Origin of the sequence: Bacteroides sp. D1 (assembly GCF_000157095.2) — a bacterium.
GTDB lineage: Bacteria > Bacteroidota > Bacteroidia > Bacteroidales > Bacteroidaceae > Bacteroides > Bacteroides xylanisolvens.
The window spans coordinates 384,838-407,789 of the sequence record NZ_JH114339.1 but is presented as its reverse complement, the minus strand read 5'-3'; the positions used below and the strand labels follow the sequence as shown (position 1 = coordinate 407,789).

Below are 22,952 nucleotides of genomic sequence, written 5' to 3'. Positions count from 1 at the left end.
GATTATCTGAAAATAATCACGTATATTTGCCAAACCAATAAATCATAAATTATAATTCATTAAATACAGAAATGGGTAGAGTTCTTATTATTGGTGCAGGCGGTGTTGGCACTGTCGTTGCACACAAAGTGGCACAAAATGCCGATGTATTTACAGATATCATGATTGCCAGTCGTACGAAAGAGAAATGCGATAAAATCGTCGAGGCAATAGGTAACCCCAATATAAAAACAGCAAAAGTTGACGCAGACAATGTAGAGGAGCTGGTAGCCTTATTCAACGATTTCAAACCCGAAATGGTGATTAATGTGGCTCTCCCTTATCAGGATCTGACGATTATGGAAGCTTGTCTGAAAGCCGGAGTGAACTATCTGGACACCGCCAACTATGAGCCGAAAGATGAAGCTCATTTTGAATACAGCTGGCAGTGGGCTTATCACGATCGTTTCAAAGAAGCAGGTCTGACAGCTATCCTCGGCTGCGGATTCGACCCGGGAGTAAGCGGTATCTATACTGCCTATGCAGCTAAACATTATTTTGATGAGATTCAATATCTGGACATTGTAGACTGCAATGCAGGTAACCATCATAAGGCTTTTGCTACAAACTTCAATCCGGAGATCAACATTCGCGAGATTACACAAAACGGACGCTATTATGAAAATGGCAAATGGGTAACTACCGGTCCGCTGGAAATCCATAAAGACCTGACATACCCGAACATCGGTCCGCGTGACTCTTATCTTCTTTATCACGAAGAACTGGAATCTTTGGTGAAACATTATCCGACTATCAAACGTGCACGTTTCTGGATGACTTTCGGACAGGAGTATTTAACTCATTTACGCGTTATCCAAAACATCGGTATGGCACGAATCGACGAGGTTGATTACAACGGAATGAAGATTGTACCATTGCAATTCTTGAAGGCTGTATTGCCTAACCCGCAGGATTTAGGAGAAAACTACGAAGGAGAAACTTCTATCGGTTGCCGTATCCGTGGTCTGAAAGACGGTAAGGAACGTACTTACTATGTATACAACAACTGTAGTCACCAGGAAGCTTATCAGGAAACCGGTATGCAGGGAGTAAGCTACACCACCGGAGTTCCGGCAATGATTGGAGCCATGATGTTCTTCAAAGGCGAATGGAATCGTCCGGGTGTAAACAATGTAGAAGAATTCAATCCGGATCCGTTCATGGAACAACTCAATAAGCAAGGTCTTCCCTGGCATGAAGAGTTCGACAAGGATTTGGAATTATAAGCGTACACCTATTCATTAAAAGAAAGTTATGATAAACGTAGGAGATAAAGCACCGGAAGTCTTGGGTATCAATGAGAAAGGCGAAGAAATCCGTTTAAGTGCTTATAAAGGAAAAAAAATTGTGTTGTACTTCTACCCAAAGGACAGTACATCAGGTTGCACCGCACAAGCGTGTAACCTGCGCGACAACTATTCCGAACTACGTAAAGCCGGCTATGAAGTAATCGGTGTCAGCGTAGACAATGAAAAGTCGCACCAGAAATTCATCGAAAAGAACAATCTTCCTTTCACTCTGATAGCTGACACTGACAAAAAGTTAGTAGAAGAATTTGGAGTATGGGGAGAAAAGAAACTGTACGGACGTGCTTACATGGGTACTTTCCGCACTACTTTCCTGATTAATGAAGAGGGAATCGTAGAACGGATTATCACTCCCAAAGAAGTGAAAACCAAAGAACATGCCTCACAGATTTTAAATCAATAACTCCATTAATTATATAAGAATAAGGTATGGCAAAAAAAGACGAACTTAATTTTGAAACAGATAATAAAATGGCATCAAGCGAAAAACTAAAAGCCTTACAGGCTGCCATGGAAAAGATAGAAAAGAGCTTCGGTAAAGGTTCTATCATGAAAATGGGTGATGATAGTGTTGAACAAGTAGAAGTGATCCCGACAGGCTCTATTGCCCTGAACGTGGCACTTGGCGTTGGAGGTTACCCTAGAGGTAGAATCATCGAAATCTATGGCCCGGAGTCTTCCGGTAAAACAACATTGGCTATCCACGCCATTGCTGAAGCACAAAAGGCCGGCGGTATCGCTGCTTTTATTGATGCCGAACACGCTTTCGACCGTTTCTACGCATCTAAACTGGGCGTAAATATCGATGATCTTTATATCTCTCAACCGGATAACGGCGAGCAAGCGTTGGAGATTGCGGAACAACTGATTCGTTCTTCTGCTATCGACATCATCGTTATTGACTCTGTAGCTGCACTGACTCCTAAAGCGGAAATCGAAGGCGACATGGGTGATAACAAAGTAGGCCTTCAAGCACGTTTGATGTCGCAGGCTCTTCGTAAGTTGACAGCTGCTGTGAGCAAGACACGTACTACTTGTATTTTCATCAACCAGTTGCGTGAGAAGATCGGTGTTATGTTCGGTAACCCGGAAACAACAACCGGTGGTAATGCTTTGAAGTTCTACGCTTCTGTACGTTTGGATATCCGTGGTAGCCAACCGATCAAAGATGGCGAAGAGATTCTCGGTAAACTGACTAAGGTGAAAGTGGTGAAGAATAAAGTAGCACCTCCTTTCCGCAAAGCAGAATTTGACATCATGTTCGGTGAGGGTATCTCCCATTCCGGAGAAATCATCGACTTGGGTGCTGACTTGGGAATCATCAAGAAGAGCGGTTCATGGTATAGCTACAACGATACTAAGTTAGGACAAGGACGTGATGCCGCCAAACAATGCATCATGGATAATCCTGAACTGGCTGAAGAACTGGAAGGATTAATCTTTGAAGAATTGAAGAAGAAATAATTTGCTTTAATTCTGCTTTATCCACAGACTAAAACTGAATAAACAAAGGTGGGAGAAAATCGTTTACTACGATCATTCTCCCACCTTTTTCTCTTTTATATAATTCTCTCTTTTTTCCTCTTATACAAAATAAATGTATGCCAATGTGCTCAAGCTGATTATTACCCAAAGCAAAATCCCTTGAACCAAAGGCTTTATTCCAACTGCTTTCAATACATCAATAGAAAGAGAAGCACCGATGAAAAACATGGTAATCGTCAGAGTTTTACGGGCAATACCGTTAATAGCCGCTCCCAATTGTGGTACTCCATCCAGCAAATAAGTGTTTACTACCAATGCCAACACGAAGAAGAAGATAAACCATGGAATACTTATCTTTTGTCCTTTGCTCTTGAAAATAAAGGAAGTAGCAAAAGCCATCGGGATAATCCAAAGCGCACGGGTCAGTTTAATAGTGGTTGCCACTTTCAATGCTTCTTCGCCATAAGCAGCTCCTGCACCTACTACAGAACTGGTATCATGAATGGCAATGGCCGCCCATGTTCCGAATTGTTGCTGATCCATATTTAATGCATGACCAATGGCAGGGAAAATGAAAAGTGCGATAGCATTCAAGATAAAGATAGTACCCAATGCCACAGACATTTCACTGTCCTTCGCTTTCAACACTGGTCCCACTGCTGCGATAGCACTACCACCACAGATAGCAGTTCCCGAACTGATAAGATAAGCTGTATTACGGTCGATCTTGAACAACTTACGTCCAATAAACCAACCTATTACCAAGGTTCCGATCACCGAAATGACCGTAAACTCCATGCCTTCCTTACCGGAAGCTAAAGCAGAATGAAGATTCATACCAAATCCCAATCCTACAACTGAATATTGCAACAGATATTTAGAGGTTTTCTTATTAAACTTAGGATGCGCTTGTCCGCAAGTCAATGCAAAAATAAGTCCGAGGAACAAAGCAACCGGAGGAGTTACCCAAGCCGACCATGCTTCCAATCCTGGAATATAGTCTAAAAAAAGAAAGAAAGTCAGAGTAGAAAGCAGTGCAACATAAATCATTTTATTATTTGCCTGCAAAGTTTTTGTAGCTGTTGAAATCATATCTTTTTATCTTTAATTGTTTTCCGGCTGCAAAGGTACGGTAAACAATCAAGACCCGCCAATAGTTTCTAATTATGCATTATAACTTTTAATTATAAGCATACGCTTCCCTACAACTACTCTTACACTGTTATAATGTCTTTCCCCAAAGGTGATAATGCCAAAGCTGCCAATTTAAAGTGCTGTAAGCCAAAAGGAATACCAATGATAGTGATACACAATATAGCCCCGAAAACCAAATGGGACAGACAGATCCAAATGCCACCCAAAAATATCCACAGGATATTCATCAATATATAAAGGCAACCGCTAGAGCGGTTTCCACTTCTTACTTCTTTACCGAAAGGCCACAAAGCAAGTCCTGCCAGTTTCAAGGTTTGCATACCAAACGGAATACCAATAATGGTAAGCATCATCAATATACTTGAAATGAGGTATTCAACGGCAGTAAAAATACCACCAAGCAACAACCACAATAAATTCATTAAACAGCCCATATATAAATTGTATTAGTTATTTTTCCAATTTTCTTTTTGTTGTCTCATCCACTTTACCCTGATAATAGCGATCTATCACTTGCTGAAACAAATCATCTGAAGCGACTTCATTAAAGAGCGTCATACATGATAATACTTTCATCGCATCTAACGAACCAAAAACCTCCTGTGCCGTTTTATTTTTCAATTGAAGAAAAACTGACGTTATCTCACGAAGCCTTTCTCCCAAAACCGGATAGGTAAGATATGCTTCTGCCTCTTCTTTGCCGCTAATCCCATAATACTGGGAGTTATAACTCATACCCAACCCTTTCAGTTGAAGAAATATATACCAAACCCAGTGGGAATATTTCCGCCCGTTTCCCACTTCTGTAAGGGCTTGTTCATAGTCGCTTTGCTGCGCGTCCAAGAATCGTTGTAAATTATAGTTTGGCATATTCATATTTTTGCCTTAAAATAAATGTTATCTCCTTCACAATCCCTTGATTCTCATCAATTATCAACCTTATCCATTCCTTGCCCATATCAGATATTGTTTCATATATTGAATACAAATATAGCTTTTTTGTTTCACATATGAAACATAAGTTATACATACAAAAAGTCCGAACCGCTAAATACGGTTCGGAAGTATAGTTTTGTCATAGAAGTTAACGTTTGATTATTTGCTTCGTATAAATCATTTATTATAAAGAAATGAATATTTACAGATATTCTTATTGGTTTCTACCTCTGTTTCTCTTTTGTTGATAATTTCATATTCATAACCAGCTGCCGGATACTCGGAACTTTTAGGCATATTCCCAACAACATCATAATCCACACGTATTTTTTTGAAGACTCATTCCTGCTCATAGTTGTGACATAGTTATCACTATCAAATGTATACACAACAGGATGGGCTATTTTTTCTGTGTATTTGATATAAGTATGACGGTAACCGCAAAGGCGTTATCAAACGAATTGCCGAAGAAGGGAAAATCATGACTAACCTATACCAGTCTTTTTCTGCCGATCAAATTACGAATCCGGAAATATTCCCCAGCCTATTATTTTATTATGGTATGCTAACTATCATCGGAACACGTGGAAATCTGACTATCCTGGGAATTCCCAACACGAATGTCCGTAAACAATATTATGAATATATCCTGGAAGAATATCAGAATCACCATTATATCAACCTGATAGATATAGAGATTTTATTCAATGATATGGCTTTTGACGGACAATGGCGACCGGCATTGGAATTCATATCCAAAGCTTATAAGGAGAATACTTCCGTACGCAGCAGCATTGAGGGCGAACGTAACATTCAGGGATTCTTCACCGCTTACCTTAGCGTGAACGCCTACTACCTCACAATGCCTGAAGTAGAACTGAATCACGGCTTTTGCGATATGTTTCTGATGCCCGATCTGCAACGTTACGCAGAAGTAGCGCATAGCTATATCTTGGAATTAAAATATCTGCCGAAAGAAAAATACGACACCCAAGGCACCGCACAATGGCAGGAAGCCGTTGAACAAATTCATGGTTATGCTGCCGGTCCGAAAGTTCGCCAACTATGTCAGGGAACTCAACTTCACTGCATTGTCATACAATTCTGCGGCTGGGAATTAGTCCGTATGGAAGAGGTTTGATTACAAACTCTTACTGTGATGCCTGGCAAATCGCATGAAAGCTTGAGATAAACCTCCCTCCTGCCCTTGCAGTTGCACAAAATTAAACTCGCGCTGCATGGGCATTCCTTTTATCTCAACCACACGAAAATTACCGGCAACCAGTTCCTTATAAACAGAACGGATAGAAACAATTCCCATACAATCTGTATGTTCCAAAAAAAGCTTGATGCTCTCCGTACTACCGAGATACATCAATACATTCAAAGAAGATAGTTTCAAATTATGGCGTAACAGGGAACGTTCAAACACATCCAACGTTCCTGAACCTCTCTCCCGCAAAACTAAGGGGATATTTGGCAAATCTTCCGGAGCGATCTCATCCGAAACAGCCAATTTACTATGGGTATGAACCACGGCAACCAGTTCGTCTTGCAAAAATGGAGTATACTTCAGATTAGGCAAACGGAAGATACCTTCAACCAATCCCAAATCAATCCGATGTTCTTGTAAAGCAGCTTCCACTCCCCGGGAATTTCCATTAATCAAAGAAAGATTGATTTGTGGAAACTTGGCTATAAAATCCGCCAACAAAGGAGGAAGTACATATTGCGCAATCGTAGTACTGGCACCCAGTTTCAGTTCGCCGATATATTCATTATGCAACAAATGCATCTCATATTCCAACTGTTTATAATCGTCCAAAATCTTTTCGCTATGTTTCAATAATAGTTCTCCAGACTTAGTCAACGAGATCTTACTGCCCTGACGATCGAACAAACGAGTCTGATAATAAGCTTCCAGTTCCTGAATGTGCTTAGTGATAGCAGGCTGACTGACAAACAGCTCTTGCGAAGCCTTCGTGAAACTTAAATTCTTCGCCACGCTCTGAAATACTTTTAAACGAAAATCGGACATGGAAAATAGTGATTAACTTATTAGTGATTAGCGATTAATGACTGAAATGGGTAGCTATGGCTATAATTCATCGGCTCTGATTCCCAATGCCTGCATGACAGGAAAAGCCAACATATCCCATTTATAAGCTACCGGAGTATCCGGTTCGTTCATTCGGAATTGGACAATCTCCTTGCCCTGTACTTCATTCAAAGCATCAGTCACTTTCTTTCCATATTCTTCATTGAAAGATACCAGAATCATTTTTTTCACATCGGCCGAATCGGCTACAATGGATAATAAGTCTAAAAACAAGTCCTCTCTCGACACCATCCCTTCCGACGGAACACTGGCAAACGAATATTCTCCATAAGGGCTTTGAAAAGCAACTCCATTCAACTCTTTCTCCAAGTCAGAAGGCCGGCAATGCGCAAGATTACCTGACTCTTTATCATAAACAAAAAGAAACTGCACTTCATTTTTTCCTTCCGCAATCCCTGCATCCAAAGTCAGATAGGTAGTCAACATCGAAAGATCGATCTCTTGCAAAGAACGTTGCAAAGTCTCTTCGAAGTATCTCTTCATATCCGTAATTACAAAATTCAGGAAAGCGGCATCAATCAGCACCACTGTCTCTGATAATTTTATTTGTGGTTTATCGTTCATATCATTAGTCATCAATTAGAAAACAGATTTACTCTCTACTATAGGGCAAAGATAAACTTTCTTATCTTCTCCGGAAAGAATATTAAAAAAAAAGAGAAATTATCAGGCTATTACTCAATAAAGAGGCGTACCTTTGGAGAAAATTGACAAATTAATTAAATGACACGATAATGAATAAGAAAAAGAACCAAACTTCGATTGATCTCGATGCGATTATGACTGAAGTATTAAACTTGTTTACACCCGAAGAACAACAAGAAGTGATAGATATATTAAGCAATAACGGATTAGAAAAAATCTACCAACAAATGGAAGAAGCTTTCTATCACTATCAGCATCCGGACTATAGCTCGGAAGCAACCCCCATTGCAGCTTACCTGCAAAGGCTTTGGGATATGCAGACATGCAAAGACTACCCATTTGACGAGTTTAAAAAAGATTGCACGACAGTACCCGCTGCCGAATTAGAAAAAGATTTGCGCAACTTTATCCTGCATCTATTTATCCATTATCAAGGACCTCTCGAAAACGCAAAAGAAGAAGACAGGCCTTTTAAGTTATGGTATATCTACTGGGCAATGGAACATTACCGAATGGAATCTTCTCTAAATATCATCTTGGAAATAATGCGGCAAAGTCCGACTTTCCTCGCTTCCTACTGCCACCTCGTACAGGATGAAGCCACCATTGCCATCATTTACCAACTCGGGCAGCACCAATTGCCTTTGCTACTTAGTTTCATGAATGAAGACGGAATCGCTCCTTTCGGAAAAGAAGATATTTGTAGTGCTGTCGCACAAATTGCCATAACCAACCCTGAACGAAGATTGGAAATTATTAACTGGTTCTGCCAATTATTGAATTCTTATTACGATCAGTTTGAGCGTGGGGAAGATAATAATATCGCGATAATTGACTATATCACAAATACGTTGATGAATATCCGTGCCATAGAAACGTTGCCTATATTGGAAAAAATCTATAAACGATTCAAAATACCCAATACATTAACGAGAAAAGGAATCAAAGAGATAAAAAAAGAAATGCCACACGCAGAACTGAAGGGATTGGAAGTGGACAGTATGGAAGAACTAATGAATTTATTGAATGAGTTCTTTGCCTTCAATGAGGATAATGAATTTGATGCTAACGAATTTGATGAAGAATACGATGACGAATTTGACGATGATGAATACGACAACTCTTTCTACATTGGAGAACAAACCCCTAAAAAACTCAATATAAAAATTTCTTTGATTGATTCCGACCCGGAAATATATCGTATAGTGGAAGTTCCTTCCAACATCCGTCTGGAAAGTTTTGCGGATGTCATAAATACCGCAATGGGTTGGGAAGGCTATCACATGCATCTGTTTCAAAAAGGGAAAACAATATATACAACCGAAGAATCCGATGACGAGTTTTTGTTTGATCCCGTTAAAACAGTCAACTCCTACTCGCTCTCTTTAGGAGAGATCCTTACCCGAAAAGGCTCACATATTAAATATGAATATGATTTCGGAGATAGTTGGATGCATCGAATTACCCTGGAATCACAACAAGCATATAAAAAGGACGAAACACAAGGCATCTTTCTCATAGACGGAGCAAATGCATGTCCACCCGAAGATTGCGGAGGAATATATGGTTACCAAGAGATGTTGGAGGCATTAAAACAACCACACTCAAAAGCTGCAAAAGAATATCGGGAATGGCTGGGAAAGAATTTCAACGCACACAAATTTAATGCAAAAAAAGTAGAAAGAGAGCTTAGAGACTTCCCGATAAGAATCTTCTAACAATCGTTTCTCCACAGAATAGTAAACTTCATTGAAAACCCATCTTATTTTGAAGCCCATCCTATTCTGTGGAGTATATGGTAAATTCGTCAGTCATATCCAGATAAAAAAGGTCATTTTGTCCTTTAACTCCTTAATACTCATGCTATTTTGTCATATTTTTATACTTGGCAAATCTTTTGAGCCCCTTTAGGTGTTATTAAAAACGTGAAATAAGAAAGGAGAACAAAGATATGAACTTTAACAATTTTACCATTAAATCTCAAGAAGCGGTACAGGAGGCCGTAAACCTGGTACAAAGCCGGGGACAACAAGCCATTGAACCTGTCCACATCATGCAGGGAGTAATGAAAGTAGGCGAAAACGTCACTAATTTCATCTTCCAAAAACTTGGTATGAATGGACAGCAAGTAGCTCTCGTGGTCGACAAGCAAATCGACTCCCTGCCGAAAGTATCCGGCGGAGAACCGTATCTAAGTCGTGAATCCAACGAAGTTTTGCAGAAAGCAACACAGTATTCTAAAGAAATGGGCGATGAGTTTGTTTCATTAGAGCCTATCATACTGGCATTGCTGACTGTTAAGAGTACCGTCTCCACGATCTTGAAAGATGCCGGTATGACGGAAAAAGAATTGCGCAACGCTATCAGCGAATTGAGAAAAGGAGAAAAGGTTACATCACAATCCAGTGAAGATACTTATCAATCATTGGAAAAGTATGCTATCAACCTGAACGAAGCTGCCCGTAGCGGAAAACTGGATCCCGTAATCGGACGTGATGAAGAAATCCGCCGGGTATTACAGATATTGAGCCGCCGTACAAAGAACAACCCGATTCTGATTGGTGAACCGGGTACCGGTAAAACGGCTATTGTGGAAGGTTTGGCACATCGTATTCTTCGCGGAGACGTGCCCGAAAACCTGAAGAACAAACAAGTTTATTCACTGGATATGGGAGCACTGGTTGCCGGCGCAAAGTACAAAGGTGAATTTGAAGAACGATTGAAATCAGTTGTCAATGAAGTGAAGAAATCAGAAGGTGATATTATTCTGTTCATTGATGAGATTCACACGCTGGTAGGTGCCGGAAAAGGTGAAGGTGCCATGGATGCCGCCAACATTCTAAAGCCCGCCTTAGCTCGTGGAGAACTACGTTCCATCGGAGCAACTACCCTCGACGAGTATCAAAAATACTTCGAAAAGGATAAAGCATTGGAGCGTCGTTTCCAAATCGTGCAAGTGGACGAACCGGATAACTTGAGTACCATTTCCATCCTTCGCGGATTGAAAGAACGTTACGAGAACCATCATCACGTACGTATCAAAGACGACGCAATCATTGCAGCCGTCGAATTGAGTAGCCGTTACATCACCGACCGCTTCCTGCCGGATAAAGCCATTGACCTGATGGATGAAGCCGCAGCCAAACTGCGTATGGAAGTAGATTCCGTTCCTGAAGAACTGGATGAGATTTCCCGTAAAATCAAGCAGCTGGAAATTGAGCGTGAAGCTATCAAACGTGAAAACGATAAACCGAAACTGGAAATTATCGGTAAGGAACTTGCCGAGCTCAAAGAACAGGAAAAGTCCTTTAAAGCTAAATGGCAAAGTGAGAAAACGCTGATGGATAAAATCCAGCAGAACAAGGTTGAGATAGAGAATCTTAAATTCGAAGCAGAAAAAGCCGAACGTGAAGGCGATTATGGTAAAGTAGCCGAAATCCGTTATGGTAAACTTCAGGCTTTGGATAAAGAAATAGAAGATACTCAAAAGCAACTGCGTGATATGCAAGGCGATAAAGCCATGATTAAAGAGGAGGTAGACGCTGAAGATATTGCTGATGTTGTTTCCCGCTGGACTGGTATTCCTGTCAGCAAGATGCTGCAAAGTGAAAAAGATAAACTGTTGCACTTGGAAGAAGAACTTCATCAACGTGTAATTGGTCAGGACGAAGCGATTGAAGCGGTGGCAGATGCTGTGCGCCGTAGTCGTGCCGGATTACAAGATCCAAAACGTCCGATCGGGTCATTTATCTTCCTGGGAACCACCGGCGTAGGTAAGACCGAATTAGCAAAGGCATTGGCAGAGTTCCTGTTTGATGACGAAACGATGATGACTCGTATCGATATGAGTGAGTATCAGGAAAAGCATAGTGTCTCCCGTCTGGTCGGAGCGCCTCCGGGATATGTTGGATACGATGAGGGCGGTCAGTTGACAGAAGCTATACGACGGAAACCTTACTCTGTTGTTTTGTTTGACGAAATAGAAAAGGCTCATCCGGATGTCTTCAATATTCTGTTACAGGTATTGGATGACGGACGACTGACTGACAATAAAGGAAGGGTGGTCAACTTCAAAAATACCATTATCATCATGACTTCAAATATGGGCAGTTCTTATATACAAAGTCAGATGGAGAAGTTGCATGGTTCCAATAAGGAAGAAGTAATCGAAGAAACGAAGAAGGAAGTGATGAATATGTTGAAAAAGACAATTCGTCCGGAATTCCTGAACCGTATTGATGAAACGATTATGTTCTTACCATTGAACGAAAAAGAAATCAAGCAAATCGTACTTTTACAAATTAAGGGAGTACAGAAAATGCTTGCCGAAAACGGAGTGGAACTGCAATTGACAGAAGGAGCATTGAACTTCTTATCGCAAGTGGGTTATGATCCTGAATTTGGAGCTCGTCCGGTGAAGAGGGCTATTCAACGCTATCTGCTGAATGATCTATCCAAGAAGTTACTATCACAGGAAGTCGACCGAAGCAAAGCAATTATCGTTGATGCTGACGGAGACGGATTGGTATTCAGAAATTAAAAGTCATCATTCAAATAGAATGGGACTGTCTAACAAGTCTATAAAATTAAAAATCACTCCTATCAGAGTTTGTTTGAACTCTGATAGGGGTGAAATCGTTAAAAAGAAACATGTTAGGCAGCCCCTTTTTTATATTCCTAAATATGTAATTCGCCGAACTTCCGGTTGGCAATTCGGATGACTCATCACCAAAACATAAGTGCCCGGTTGGGGTATTTCCATAGTCAATGAAGGCAAAGCAAATTTATGTTTGCCTCTTAGTTCTCCCTGTGAATCGTAAAGGAATACCATTGTACCTGCCAACAAACCTGTCAGGCATAATGTCCCTTTTTCATTGTCCAAACGGACGTTTACTTCTTTATTTGTTATTGTCTCCATACCCAACATTAAAAAACGTTATTCAGCATCCACGAGCTATATTCCCAAGAATGGTGAACAGCGACAAAGATACATAAAAAGCATCATTATTTACAATATAAGTAGAAGATATTTATTATTGCAAAAGATTACCCAAATAATACTAATTTTTTCCTAAACCTACAAGTGTTTATATAAAAAAAACATGATAACCACCTTAAATGATTATCATGTTCTTTATTCCTATTAAATAAACTATACAGATTACTCTGCAACTTCTTCTTCCTTAATCTCTCCTTCCGGTTTGAATTCTGTAATTCCATTAGAAATTAAGATGTTATACCAAGCAACCAATTTCTTAATATCGGCTACATATACACGTTCACGATCAAAATTAGGTAATACTTCAGCCAAGTATTCACGCAATTGTTCGGGAGTCGCTTTTTTCGGATCAATAGAAGCCTGCGCTGATTTTTCTTTCTCTTTTATTGACTCCAACACATCATACAAAGGAACTTCTGCATCGTCCGTGTACATTGCTATATCTGCCAAAGAGATAATTTTTTCATTACCATAAGCAGGGAAACGTTTCTTTTCAGCATTGACTGATTCAACAATCAACATATTTTTTCCTTGCGAAATAAGTTTGTATAATCCCGGTTTACCTGAGATAGACAAGATAGTCTTCAACATAGTATATATCCTTTTATTTATTAATTATTTTTTTGCGGAGCAAAGGTAATGATTATTTTTAGATAGCAAAGAAATAAGCTCCAAAACCTGTGGAATTAACGGTGTTTCATCATCATTCACTATCACGAAATCGGCATGGCTTCTCTTTACTTCATCACTCATTTGAGCTTCGATACGCTTCATCACCAGTTCTCTTGACGAACAGTCCCGCTTTACAGCACGTTCCACTCTCACTTCCAGCGGCGCATATACCATAACCAGAAAATCAACTTCATCCTTAAAACCAGCCTCCACCAGTATTGCAGACTCCATACCCACCAGCAGTTCACTTTTCAACCGGGCAGCCCATTGACGGAAATCTTCTTTCACTTGCGGATGAATAATCTCATTCACTTTCCGCACATGCTCCTGATGACCGAACATATAAGAAGCCAACAAAGAACGATTCAACTCTCCACCCTGAAACACATCCTGACCAACCAGATCACAAAGCCCCCGGCGAATCACCGGATCTGTCTGTGTAATTCGCTTTGCTTCTATATCTGATATATAGACAGGTATTCCCATTATTTCGAGTAGCCTGGAAACAACACTTTTTCCACTACCAATGCCACCGGTTATGCCAATCTTAATCGCCATTAGAAGTAATTTGTTCTATCAGGAAGTCCACTTGCTCGGGAACAATACGTATTTGATTTATTCCACTTGGAAACGACTTCAATTTAACCGTATATTTATCAGAGCCAAGCTTCAGCAATTCTTCATAAGAGATATTGATGATAAAATCGCTTGCTTTTATACTGCGGAACCGTTTTAAGCCCACTTGAAAAGTAATCTGAACTTTGGAAGGAAAAGTACGTAACACCTTATCTGCCGGAAAATTAACTCCATGTAATGGCACTTCGACCGTTTTCTCCGTATAAATATCCACCGGGAAAGTCATTTCTACCGAAGCCGGAACAAACTTCACTCCTCTTTCAGAAGTCAGCGGAATTCGTCGCCGGGTTGTATCAGATATATTCTCCAAAGTTATATTTTGAGTATATGCAGTTGTTATAGTATCCAAAATTCCTTCCGGAGCATAAACCAATACAGAGTCCGGCTTACAAATGGTGTCAGATACATAATATTGAAGTCCGGCTGTCACTTTCCCCTGAAAACGAACAGGAACCAGCTTGGACTTTCCTTCGGAATAGATATATTCTAATGTATCCGGCTTGATCGATAGGATTTTGGAGGATACATTCAGTTGGCTTAATATTTTTTTCTCAAAATCGGAAGCATAAATTTTCACATGATTATCTTTTCCTTTATAATCAAGAAAACCTAGATTGACCGGAAAGAAACTTTTCCCCAACATATAATTGAGAAGCACTGTCCCTTTATCTTTCACTCGAACACGAAGTTCGGAAGGAGGTTCCGAAGTCAACACTACATTGTTAGGAAGATCTTTCATTCGCACCGGGATAGAAAACTCCGCTTCATAATCATTATTGAGCGTCTGAAGCAACCAGAATCCACCGGCTATCAGAAAGAAAAATAAAAAAATTAAGAACTCTCTGCTCTTATCACTGAGCAGAAAATCCTTAATTTTCTTAGATAGTTTTAAATATGTATATTTTATATTCCTACGATCAAACATAGGCATTTATTTACCAACTATTTATTTAGACTGATTGCTAGCCGCTGAAGCATCAGCGAATATAGAATTCTTGTCTATTTTAATCTTTACATTAGAAGCAATCTCAAGTACTATATAGTCGTCAGTAATTTCCTTGATTGTTCCGTGGATACCACCTGCAGTAATCACATTCTGATTTACCTGAAGAGATTTACGGAAATTAGCTATTTCTTTCTGCTTCTTATTTTGAGGACGGATCATAAAGAAATACATGATAACAAACATAGCTATCAGCATGATCCACATCATACTTCCACCTCCGGCAGCACCGGCAGGAGCTTGCAATAATACAGTCAATACGTTCATAAATAATCTGTTTTAGTTTCTACTATATGGACAAAGGTATCAGTTTTTAGTCAACTTACCTTCTTTTTTTAATTGATTAACTATTCCATCCAGCGTACCGTTGATAAAGCTACCGCTTTTAGCTGTGCTATACAACTTCGCAATCTCTACATATTCATTTAACGAAACACTGACCGGAATGTTCGGGAAACTAAGAATTTCTGCTAATGCAGTCTGCATAATGATTACATCCATAAATGCGATGCGGTCCAAATCCCAGTTTTTTGTATTCTCACTCACCAAATGACGGTAATAGTCAGAATTCAAAATGGTGCGACGGAACAGACGACGTGCAAACTCCTGATCTTCGTCATCCTTAAATTCCGGAAGCAGTTCCTGGTTGGCACCCTTCTTTTCATCAAAGCGTTTGATTGTTTTCAAGACGAACGTGTCTACAATTTCTTTATCATCATTCCAGTACAGACTCTGGTCTTCCAATACCTGGTCAAGAGAATCATTATTAAAGATGTATGTCTTATAGATTTTTCTCCACAGTTCACGATCAGCTTCGTATGAGTTGTCATCAGAAGCCATATAATCTTTATAGATATCGGTTTCTACAATTTTCTCATAAAGCTCTTTGATAAAATCCTGGTCGTTTGTCCAGGTTCTTTTCTGATTAGCTATAAACTCCGTCAATTGTTTATTGACTTCCAATTGAGCAATAAACTTGTTATCTACGAACTTCCTGTTGGGATACAATTCCTCTGTCGTAGGTGCCAATTTAGCTTTTGCCGCATCAATACGTTTTTGTGCATACTCTGTCAATGCTATCATCAGCATTAACAAATAGTTGTAAAGGTCATACGCCTTTGAAAGACTAAAGAATAACTCTTTCTCCGCTGAGTCTAGATTTTTGCTGCCATTCTGATAATAGGCATATACTATCTGTATAATCTTAAGACGAATAAGAACTCTGTTGATCATAATTCAAATTAATACTGTTGTTATCGAATTGCAAAAGTAGATATTTTTAATGAGTTTCCACTAATAAATCACATTTTTTAATGCAGTATTTGATTCTCTGCGCTTTTTCTTTTGACAGTTTAAAAAAAATATCCAATTTTGAAGCCGATTATAAACGGACCGAAAGATATGGAAGATTTAAAAAAGAAAATGAGCGCAGACATGAATGATAAGGAGATCGTATTCTCCAAGTCCATTAAGGCAGGTAAACGCATCTATTACCTCGACGTAAAAAAGAATCGTAAAGATGAAATGTTCCTGGCTATTACAGAGAGCAAAAAAGTGATAACGGGAGAAGGCGATGATTCTCAAGTTAGTTTCGAGAAACACAAAATCTTCCTATATAGGGAAGACTTTCAGAAGTTTATGGCAGGACTCGAAGAAGCAGTCAATTTCATTGAGTGCAGCGACGCAAACGAATATATCGCCCGCCTGAACATCGAAGCTGATGAAGAAAATGAACGGAAAGCAATCGAAGAAGCCCGGGAAAACAAATTGGAGAGCGAAATTAAGATTGATATTGACTTTTAAGAAAGTAACTCTTTGATATTTCAAAAAAAAGATGTACTTTTGCACCGCTTTTTTGCAACATCGTGTGATAATCCACATCGTGTGATGGTGAATTAAGCAAACTAACTTAATTTAGAGTAACACAATTTTTTAAAGAAATGAAATCAATTGAAGTAAAAGGAACTGCAAGAACAATTGCAGAACGCTCTTCAGAACAAGCAAGAGCTTTGAAAGAAATTCGTAAAAACGGTGGTGTACCTTGTGTACTTTACGGAGGTAATGAAGTAGTTCACTTCACAGTGACTAACGAAGGACTTCGTAACTTGGTTTATACTCCGCACATCTACGTTGTAGACCTGATTATCGATGGCAAAAAAGTAAACGCTATCCTGAAAGATATTCAGTTCCACCCGGTAAAAGATACTATCCTACACGTTGACTTCTATCAAATTGACGAAGCTAAACCTATCGTAATGGAAGTTCCTGTACAGTTGGAAGGTCTTGCAGAAGGTGTGAAAGCCGGTGGTAAACTTGCACTGCAGATGCGTAAGATCAAAGTGAAAGCTTTGTACAATGTAATTCCTGAAAAGTTGACCGTTAACGTTTCTCACCTGGGATTGGGTAAGACTGTTAAAGTTGGCGAATTGAGCTTCGAAGGTCTTGAACTGATTAGCGCAAAAGAAGCTGTTGTATGTGCTGTTAAGTTGACTCGTGCAGCAAGAGGTGCAGCAGCAGCCGCTGGTAAGTAATTGAGATTATCCCTGTAAAGAGATATACTTCAAACGCAGATTAATGCAGATTAAAGCAGATGTTCAGTCTGCATTAATTTGTATTAATCTGCGTTTCTCTTTCTATATTAATGAACTGTTTTACGGAAATACGATGATAAAATACTTAGTTGTCGGACTGGGAAACATTGGTCCCGAATATCATGAGACCCGACATAATATCGGATTCATGACAGTAGAAGCATTGGCTAGAATCAATAACGCTCCCCCTTTTATGGATGGACGATATGGATTCACTACCAGCTTTTCTATCAAAGGACGCCAGTTGATTCTGCTTAAGCCATCGACTTTTATGAACCTGAGCGGACTGGCTGTTCGCTATTGGATGCAGAAAGAAAATATTCCATTGGAAAATGTACTGATCGTAGTAGATGATCTGGCTCTTCCCTTTGGAACTTTACGCCTGAAAGGAAAAGGGAGTGACGCAGGACATAATGGATTGAAGCATATCGCCGCTATTCTGGGCACTCAAAACTATGCCCGCCTGCGATTTGGTATCGGAAATGATTTTCCACGTGGCGGACAGGTTGATTATGTACTCGGACACTTCACTGACGAAGATTGGAAAACAATGGATGAAAGACTGGAGATGGCAGGGGAAATTATAAAAAGTTTCTGCCTCGCCGGTATTGACATCACGATGAACCAGTTCAATAAAAAATAATGGATTAGCCCCCCCAAAAAAAATAAAGATGACAATGAATGGTTAGCAATAAATGACAACGTCAACTAATACTAACCAAAGAATTATTTATCACTAAATAACTAACTAAAATGGCCGAAGCAAGAATAGATAAATGGATGTGGGCTGTCCGCATCTTCAAGACACGTACGATTGCAGCAGAAGCCTGCAAAAAAGGACGTATTACCATCAACGGTTCTCTAGCCAAAGCTGCCCGTATGATAAAACCGGGAGACGTTATTCAGGTGAAGAAACCGCCTATCACTTATTCATTCAAGGTATTACAAACTATTGAAAAACGTGTGGGAGCCAAACTTGTATCGGAAATGATGGAAAACGTAACTACTCCCGATCAATACGAACTGCTTGAAATGAGTAAAATCAGCGGATTCGTAGATCGTGCACGTGGAACCGGACGACCGACCAAGAAAGACCGCCGGGAACTGGAAGAATTTACAACTCCGGAGCTCATGGATGATTTCGACTTTGATTTCGATTTTGACAGTGAAGAATAATAAATGGGAATTTAGCGGTTAGGCTGAAAGCCTTACAATTATATATTTATTGGGGTGTCCTGAAAGGGCTTAATTATATAGCGTAGGGCAACGCCCTACGAAAAAAGCACACCGGCCACAAGCCCTGAAAGGGCGGAACTGTATACAATTATGCCCTTTCAGGGCACCCCGCAAAATTTACCGTTTATAGGTTTGCCTTAACAGCATCAATCAATTCCTGATATTCTGCATCAGTCAGATAAACCTTCCCTGGGTTCATTTGGAATATACCTCCATAATCAGGTCCATCCACATACTTAGGCGCTAAATGAAAATGTAGATGAGACAATTTATCCGAGTAAGCACCATAATTAATCTTTTCCGGTTGGAAAGCTTTTTGCATGGCACGAGTGACACGCGCTACATCTGCCATAAAAGCATTACGGTCTTCATCACTCAATTCATTTAAATCGTTCACATGGTCTTTGTAAGCAACAAGACAACGTCCACGATAGGTTTGTTCTTTAAACAGAAACACACGTGACACACTCAATTGCGCTATCTCAATCATCAGATTATGCAGCGTTTCATTGTTCTGGCAATACAGACATTCTTTCGGATCACTCTTCATGATATTATTATTTTAAGTTTTTATCGTTGCAAAAATAAGTATTCCATTCTTATCCGGCTTGTACTTTTTCGTTTTTTTGATCGACTAATTGGTATACATCCTCTTTTTCACCTACCACCCAAACAACATCACCTTCTTCGAGCGGAGCATTTACATCGGGAACCATCAACGTACCGTCTTCACTCTCAACGCCCGCTATCATGCAATGATATTTGTCGCGAATACCCGATTCACGAATCGTTTTACCCAGAAAAACAGAATCACTGTCAATGATAAATTGCTTCAAAGCCATTTCACTCTTTTCATAGACCTCCCAGTCTATCTTCGCTCCATTTTGCATCGCTTCATTAAAGACGTTCAATTGTTCATCTGTTCCTATCACCTGTATCTTATCCATAGGAAACAGTCGGACAGAACCACCCGGAATATTAATACGCCTCTTTCCACGAAGGATAGAAGCCACATGAACTCCAAACTTCTTTCCCAGATTCAGTTCCATCAATGTCTTTCCTGCCCAACAAGATTCACCCGGAATTTCCATATCAGCAAGATGTAAATCATGTGACAACAAACGCCCGGCATATTCCGGTTTTTTCTCTCCCAAATACTCTGCACGTACATCTCTGGAACGAAGATTCTGAAAAAAGCGACGTTCAATCAGTATCGATTGCTTCTTCAGACGGCGAGACCATACCATCAGCAAAACGACAAGTACGGCCACGCCAATAATCAAGCCGATAGACGCCTTAAATAATCCGGAAATAACAAAGATGACAAAAAGCACTGCTATCATAATGCGAATCACGATTGTTGATAACAATGGTGCACGATTAGCACGATTATCATGCCATAAAGTCATAAACTCGACTGAATGATTTTTCTTCACCATGATGGCACGCAAGAAAGGGGCAATACACAGAATGATAAATACGGCTCCTAATAACGACGCCCAGAAATGAGGCAGATTCTCTTTAAAGAATGGCACGACAAAACGAAAAGAAAGTGCAACAATCGATATGCTGACAATTGAATAAACGACCGTAATACGTACCATTGCCAAGATTAGCTTCTTCCACAAATTCTCATGATTGAGTGCTGTTTGCGAACCGGAAGAGTAACGCATCATCATTTTTTTCCATGATTCCGGAAGATGTGCATCTACAAAAGTAGAAGCCGGCTCGGCTAAACGAATCATGTAAGGAGTTAGGAAAGTAGTAATGACAGAGACTGCTACTACTATCGGATACAGAAAATCACTCGTTACATGCAAGGAGACTCCCAAAGAGGCAATAATAAATGCAAATTCACCGATCTGCGTTAAACTAAAGCCGCATTGCATAGCCGTCTTTAATGGTTTTCCGGAAAGTATGACACCGAAAGTACCAAAAACAGACTGCCCCAAAATAACAGCCAAAGTGATTACTATAATAGGAACAGCATATTCTACAATCATTGCCGGATCTACCATCATACCAACCGATACGAAAAAGATAGCTCCGAAAAGGTCCTTAACAGGCTTCACCAGCCGGTCTATGGATTCCGCTTCAATCGTTTCTGCCAAAATAGAGCCCATAATAAACGCACCAAATGCAGCAGAGAAACCTGTATGAGCCGCCATCACTACCATGCCGAAGCAAAGTGCCAACGACACAATAAGCAAAGTCTCCTCTCCCATCAATTTCCGGCAGCGCTTTAAGAATTCAGGAATCAGATAAATGCCGACAACAAACCACAGGATAAGGAAAAACAATAATTTGCCGATACTTTCCAACATTTCGGTCCCTTCAAAATTATGGCTGACCGCCATCGTGGAAAGCATCACCATTAATACAATGGCTAAAATATCTTCCAAAATCAAGATGCTCAACACCAGTCCGGTAAACTGTTTCTTCCTTAATCCCAAATCGTCAAAAGCTTTATAAATAATAGTAGTAGACGACATCGCAATCATACCACCCAGAAACAGACTGTCCATCCGGTGCCAACCAAAGCCCATACCGACTCCTATACCCAACAAAATCATACAAAAGATGATGGTACAGGCAGCTATGATGGCAGAACCACCCACCTTGACAATCTTCTTAAAACTAAATTCCAAACCGAGAGCAAACAGTAAGAAAATGACACCAATATCTGCCCATGTCTTAATATTGGCAGTATCCATCACTGAAGGAGTATACGGCATATGCGGACTTGCCAGGAATCCGGCAACTACATATCCCAAGACCAGAGGTTGCTTCAACTTCTTAAACAACAAAGTCATAACACCGGCACAGATCAATATCAGTGCGAGGTCAGCTATAAGAGTAGGTAATTGAGACATTATTTCATCGTATTTGATGACAAAATTATATTATTTCTATGGGATAAACAACATATCTACGGATATGTTTTGCAATAACGTCCTAAAATAAGTTAGCCCCGGATAGAGTCGATACTTATCCGGGGCTATACACAACAACCAGCTTATTTCTTATTTTCTAAAAGGAGGTTTCACTACCACTGCTTTTAACTTCCGACCACGCATATCAATACAGATTTCCGTGCCCACTTTACTATATTCCGGCTTTACATATCCCATGCCGATACCAATCTTACGGGTAGGCGACATCGTACCGGAAGTAACCACTCCTACTTGCTCGCCTTCAGCATTTACCAGTTCATAGCCGTGGCGGGGAATCCCGCGGTCAACCATTTCAAAACCAACCAGTTTACGGGTAACACCTTCCGTTTTCTGTTTTTCCAGCAACGGACGGTTGATAAAATCCTTACCTTCCACAAACTTAGTAATCCAGCCCAGTCCGGCTTCTATCGGAGAAGTAGTATCATCCAAGTCATTACCATACAGACAGAAGCCCATTTCCAACCGAAGTGTATCACGAGCTCCCAAACCGATAGGTTTAATGCCGTATTCCTCACCAGCTTCAAAAACCGCTTTCCATATACGATCAGCAACAGACGGATAGAAATAAAGTTCGAAACCTCCCGCACCGGTATAACCCGTATTGGAGATTATCACATTCTCTTCACCTGCAAACGTTCCAACTTTAAATGTATAATATGGAATAGAAGCAAGATCAATGTCCGTCAACTTTTGCAGAGCTAGAACAGCCTTCGGGCCCTGTACAGCGAGTTGAGCTATGTTGTCCGAAGAGTTTTCCAACTCGGCCCCTTCTGTATTGTGAGAAACACACCAGTTCCAGTCTTTTTCCATATTGGCAGCGTTGACTACCAGCATGTATTTTTCCGGTTCGTACTGATACACCAGCAAATCATCTACAATACCTCCCTCTTCATTTGGAAAACAGGTATATTGTATTTTACCCGGAGCCAATGCCGCCACATTATTGGAAGTTATTTTCTGCAGAAAGGCTAATGCTTGTGGTCCTTTCACCCAAAATTCTCCCATGTGCGACACATCAAATACACCGACACTTTGACAAACAGTCAGATGTTCGTCAATGATACCAGAGTACTCAATAGGCATATTATAACCTGCAAACTCGTGCATCTTAGCACCGAGTATGATATGTTTCTCTGTAAACGGAGTGGTTTTCATTATTTTAAAGTATTAAGTAT

23 protein-coding genes and 1 pseudogene are annotated in these 22,952 nt (G+C 40.1%); 10 read left to right on the top strand and 14 right to left on the bottom strand.

Annotated elements, in window-relative coordinates; genetic code table 11:
- Positions 1–71: 71 nt before the first annotated feature.
- The 3 genes from BSAG_RS12695 to recA are packed head-to-tail and all read left to right on the top strand — an operon-like array spanning position 72 to position 2,810.
- Positions 72–1,265, top strand: a complete 1,194-nt coding sequence (locus BSAG_RS12695; protein ID WP_004312514.1) for a saccharopine dehydrogenase family protein — start codon at positions 72–74, stop codon at positions 1,263–1,265.
- A 28-nt stretch (positions 1,266–1,293) separates the two neighbouring features.
- Positions 1,294–1,749: a thioredoxin-dependent thiol peroxidase gene (gene bcp, locus BSAG_RS12700; protein WP_004312515.1), complete on the top strand. Its 456-nt coding sequence runs from the start codon at positions 1,294–1,296 to the stop codon at positions 1,747–1,749.
- A gap of 26 nt (positions 1,750–1,775) precedes the next feature.
- Positions 1,776–2,810: a recombinase RecA gene (gene recA, locus BSAG_RS12705; protein WP_004312516.1), complete on the top strand. Its 1,035-nt coding sequence runs from the start codon at positions 1,776–1,778 to the stop codon at positions 2,808–2,810.
- Positions 2,811–2,930: 120 nt separating this feature from the next.
- On the opposite strand, the gene BSAG_RS12710 is transcribed toward recA, so the two are convergent.
- The 3 genes from BSAG_RS12710 to BSAG_RS12720 all read right to left on the bottom strand — a co-directional run bounded on the left by BSAG_RS12710 (position 2,931) and on the right by BSAG_RS12720 (position 4,856).
- Positions 2,931–3,923, bottom strand: a complete 993-nt coding sequence (locus BSAG_RS12710) for a YeiH family protein (protein WP_004312517.1) — start codon at positions 3,921–3,923, stop codon at positions 2,931–2,933.
- 122 nt (positions 3,924–4,045) lie between these two features.
- A complete protein-coding gene (locus BSAG_RS12715; RefSeq protein WP_004313955.1) occupies positions 4,046–4,420 on the bottom strand; it encodes a YccF domain-containing protein in 375 nt (124 codons plus the stop codon).
- 16 nt (positions 4,421–4,436) lie between these two features.
- A complete protein-coding gene (locus BSAG_RS12720) occupies positions 4,437–4,856 on the bottom strand; it encodes a DUF1810 domain-containing protein (protein ID WP_008997494.1) in 420 nt (139 codons plus the stop codon).
- A gap of 490 nt (positions 4,857–5,346) precedes the next feature.
- On the opposite strand from BSAG_RS12720, the pseudogene BSAG_RS12725 reads away from it, so the two are divergent.
- Positions 5,347–6,063: pseudogene (locus BSAG_RS12725) on the top strand (PD-(D/E)XK nuclease domain-containing protein); the annotation flags it as partial.
- Here the strand turns inward: BSAG_RS12725 and BSAG_RS12730 are convergent.
- Complete coding sequence (locus BSAG_RS12730; RefSeq protein WP_004313960.1) at positions 6,064–6,960, bottom strand: LysR substrate-binding domain-containing protein; 897 nt, start codon at positions 6,958–6,960, stop codon at positions 6,064–6,066. It lies immediately after the preceding pseudogene.
- Positions 6,961–7,020: 60 nt separating this feature from the next.
- Complete coding sequence (locus tag BSAG_RS12735) at positions 7,021–7,605, bottom strand: DUF6621 family protein (protein ID WP_004313961.1); 585 nt, start codon at positions 7,603–7,605, stop codon at positions 7,021–7,023.
- Positions 7,606–7,775: 170 nt separating this feature from the next.
- Between BSAG_RS12735 and BSAG_RS12740 the strand changes: the two genes are divergently transcribed.
- Positions 7,776–9,404, top strand: coding sequence for a plasmid pRiA4b ORF-3 family protein (locus BSAG_RS12740; RefSeq protein ID WP_008018695.1), 1,629 nt, complete (start codon positions 7,776–7,778; stop codon positions 9,402–9,404).
- Between the two features lie 233 nt (positions 9,405–9,637).
- Positions 9,638–12,226, top strand: a complete 2,589-nt coding sequence (gene clpB, locus BSAG_RS12745) for an ATP-dependent chaperone ClpB (RefSeq protein ID WP_004313964.1) — start codon at positions 9,638–9,640, stop codon at positions 12,224–12,226.
- 129 nt (positions 12,227–12,355) lie between these two features.
- Here clpB and BSAG_RS12750 read toward each other — a convergent pair whose 3' ends face one another.
- The 6 genes from BSAG_RS12750 to nusB all read right to left on the bottom strand — a co-directional run bounded on the left by BSAG_RS12750 (position 12,356) and on the right by nusB (position 16,229).
- Positions 12,356–12,613: a hypothetical protein gene (locus tag BSAG_RS12750; protein WP_004313966.1), complete on the bottom strand. Its 258-nt coding sequence runs from the start codon at positions 12,611–12,613 to the stop codon at positions 12,356–12,358.
- 234 nt (positions 12,614–12,847) lie between these two features.
- The gene (locus BSAG_RS12755) at positions 12,848–13,276 is read right to left on the bottom strand and encodes a DUF5606 domain-containing protein (RefSeq protein ID WP_004313967.1); all 429 of its coding nucleotides are present in this window, start codon (positions 13,274–13,276) and stop codon (positions 12,848–12,850) included.
- Positions 13,277–13,300: 24 nt separating this feature from the next.
- Positions 13,301–13,915: a dephospho-CoA kinase gene (gene coaE, locus BSAG_RS12760; RefSeq protein ID WP_004313970.1), complete on the bottom strand. Its 615-nt coding sequence runs from the start codon at positions 13,913–13,915 to the stop codon at positions 13,301–13,303.
- Positions 13,905–14,918, bottom strand: a complete 1,014-nt coding sequence (locus BSAG_RS12765) for a CdaR family protein (RefSeq protein ID WP_004313972.1) — start codon at positions 14,916–14,918, stop codon at positions 13,905–13,907. The genes coaE and BSAG_RS12765 overlap by 11 nt, the downstream gene beginning before the upstream one ends.
- Positions 14,919–14,939: 21 nt before the next feature.
- Positions 14,940–15,263 (bottom strand): preprotein translocase subunit YajC, encoded by a 324-nt coding sequence (gene yajC, locus BSAG_RS12770; RefSeq protein WP_004302063.1) that lies wholly within the window; start codon positions 15,261–15,263, stop codon positions 14,940–14,942.
- Positions 15,264–15,302: 39 nt separating this feature from the next.
- A complete protein-coding gene (gene nusB, locus BSAG_RS12775) occupies positions 15,303–16,229 on the bottom strand; it encodes a transcription antitermination factor NusB (RefSeq protein ID WP_004313974.1) in 927 nt (308 codons plus the stop codon).
- 168 nt (positions 16,230–16,397) lie between these two features.
- Between nusB and BSAG_RS12780 the strand changes: the two genes are divergently transcribed.
- The 4 genes from BSAG_RS12780 (at position 16,398) to BSAG_RS12795 (ending at position 18,763) form a co-directional block, all read left to right on the top strand.
- On the top strand, positions 16,398–16,799 hold the full coding sequence (locus BSAG_RS12780; RefSeq protein ID WP_004309787.1) for a PUR family DNA/RNA-binding protein: 402 nt from the start codon (positions 16,398–16,400) through the stop codon (positions 16,797–16,799).
- A gap of 137 nt (positions 16,800–16,936) precedes the next feature.
- Complete coding sequence (locus BSAG_RS12785; RefSeq protein WP_004309786.1) at positions 16,937–17,527, top strand: 50S ribosomal protein L25/general stress protein Ctc; 591 nt, start codon at positions 16,937–16,939, stop codon at positions 17,525–17,527.
- A gap of 136 nt (positions 17,528–17,663) precedes the next feature.
- A complete protein-coding gene (pth, locus tag BSAG_RS12790) occupies positions 17,664–18,230 on the top strand; it encodes an aminoacyl-tRNA hydrolase (protein ID WP_032811507.1) in 567 nt (188 codons plus the stop codon).
- Between the two features lie 110 nt (positions 18,231–18,340).
- Positions 18,341–18,763, top strand: a complete 423-nt coding sequence (locus tag BSAG_RS12795; protein WP_008018685.1) for an RNA-binding S4 domain-containing protein — start codon at positions 18,341–18,343, stop codon at positions 18,761–18,763.
- Positions 18,764–18,947: 184 nt separating this feature from the next.
- Here the strand turns inward: BSAG_RS12795 and BSAG_RS12800 are convergent, their stop codons facing one another.
- The 3 genes from BSAG_RS12800 to gcvT form a co-directional block, all read right to left on the bottom strand.
- Positions 18,948–19,373 (bottom strand): HIT family protein, encoded by a 426-nt coding sequence (locus BSAG_RS12800; protein WP_004309783.1) that lies wholly within the window; start codon positions 19,371–19,373, stop codon positions 18,948–18,950.
- A gap of 49 nt (positions 19,374–19,422) precedes the next feature.
- A complete protein-coding gene (locus BSAG_RS12805) occupies positions 19,423–21,696 on the bottom strand; it encodes a cation:proton antiporter (RefSeq protein ID WP_004316464.1) in 2,274 nt (757 codons plus the stop codon).
- Between the two features lie 150 nt (positions 21,697–21,846).
- On the bottom strand, positions 21,847–22,932 hold the full coding sequence (gene gcvT / locus BSAG_RS12810) for a glycine cleavage system aminomethyltransferase GcvT (protein WP_004316466.1): 1,086 nt from the start codon (positions 22,930–22,932) through the stop codon (positions 21,847–21,849).
- Positions 22,933–22,952: the final 20 nt, after the last annotated feature.